General features: G+C 78.3%; 1 protein-coding gene. It reads right to left on the bottom strand.

Features of this window, described 5'->3' with window-relative positions; genetic code table 11:
- Window positions 1–202: 202 nt before the first annotated feature.
- A partial coding sequence (locus DEF28_RS26425) for a carboxylesterase/lipase family protein (RefSeq protein ID WP_147281109.1) occupies window positions 203–1,671 on the bottom strand: 1,469 nt, incomplete at its 5' end.

Below are 1,671 nucleotides of genomic sequence, written 5' to 3'. Positions count from 1 at the left end.
CCGGCGCCCGCGGAAGCGGCCCCCTCCGGTCCGGTCACTCCGCCTCGGCCTGTCGGCCCGCGCCGCCCGGACACCGCCGCGGGCCGACAGGCCGAGGCGGAGTGACCGGACCGGAGGGGGCCGCTTCCGCGGGCGCCGGGGCGCTCGGCCGGTCCCCCGGGCAGGACCGCGGCCGACCACGGGACCTCGCGGCGGACATGTCCTAGCACGGCCCGCCGCTTGTGGGCGCGTGGAAGTCCACGTCCCGCCACAGCGCGCGCGTGCCACTCGCGGGGTCGTCGTGGACGAGGTCGTCCTCGCGGTTCCATACCCGCACCGGGGTGTCGCCGCTTGACAGGGCCGGCCAGCCCGGGTCGCCCGTCGCGGCGAAGTCCGCCCACGCGCGGGCCATGCGCTCGGCGAGTGCGTGCTCGGCGGGGCCCGGTTCGCCGACGAGGAACCGCGCGTACTGCCCGGCGTCCAGGTTGCGGAAGGCGAAGGGGACGTCGAGGGAGTGGCAGGCCCCGAGCACACCGTCCAGGGCGGGGCTCGGCCAGGCGAACCGGGACAGGTGGGCGCGGCCGCCGGCGCCGGTCTGCGCCTCGGCGAGCCGGGTGCCGTACTCGGCGTAGCGGCCGTCGGTCGCGATCATGGTGTACAGGTCGTACGCGGTGGCCTCGGGCGCCAGGGCGCGGTAGCCGGCGACGCGCCGCGGCGGCAGCCCGAAGGCCCGGGCGACGTCGGGCAGCTCGTCGTGCTCGGTGACCTGCGGCGCGGCGCCGACCCCGGGGAAGAGCCGGAACTCCTGCAGCGTGTGGCAGAGCAGCAGGTCGGTGGCCGCGCCCGCGCCGCCCTCCAGGGCCGCGAGGGGCGCGGCCGGCAGCACGTCGCCGTCCACCACCGGCGCGAAGACGGTGGTGGTGTAGGAGCGGAGCGACGCGGGGTCGCCGGACTGGAACTCGGCGGTCACCCGCTCCGAGGCGTCCACGAGGTCCCCGGGCGGCAGCTCGGCGAGTGCCTCGGGGGTCGGCGCGCTCCCGGCCGCGTCGGCGACGCGTTCGCCGATGGCGGCGGCGGCCTCGGGGGTGAAGAAGTCGTAGGGGACGCTGTGCGCGATGGCCCGGCGGAACAGTCCCCGGGCCGCGGGCATGGCCACCAGGCAGACGGCGGAGCCGCCCCCGGAGGACTCGCCGGCGAGCGTGACGTTGCCGGGATCGCCGCCGAACGCGCCGATGTTGGCGGCCACCCAGCGCAGCGCGGCCACCTGGTCGAGCAGGCCCCGGTTGGCGGGGGCGCCCGGGATGTGGCCGAAGCCCTCGAACCCGACCCGGTAGTTCAGCGAGACGACGACCAGCCCGTGCCGGGCCAGCCGGGTGCCGTCGTAGAGCGGGTCGGCCGAGAACCCGGAGCGGTAGGCGCCGCCGTGCACCCAGACCAGGACCGGCCGCGCCCGGCCGCGGCCGGGCGGGGCCCAGACGTTGACGGTGAGCACGCATCCGCCGTCCTCGGGCCGCTCCTCGGGCAGGTCCGGCTGCGGGGGGACCGGGCCGAAGGCGTCGGCGCGGCGCACGCCGCGCCAGGGGCGGTGCGCCTGGGGCTCCCGGAAGCGGCGGGCGCCGAACGGGGCGGCGGCGTAGGGGATCCCGAGGAAGGCGACGACGTCCTCGCCCGATCTGGTGCCCCGCACCCGCC

It is taken from the genome of Marinitenerispora sediminis, assembly GCF_003336425.1.
Lineage (GTDB): Bacteria > Actinomycetota > Actinomycetes > Streptosporangiales > Streptosporangiaceae > Marinitenerispora > Marinitenerispora sediminis.
This window is presented reverse-complemented; position numbering and strand designations above follow the sequence as displayed.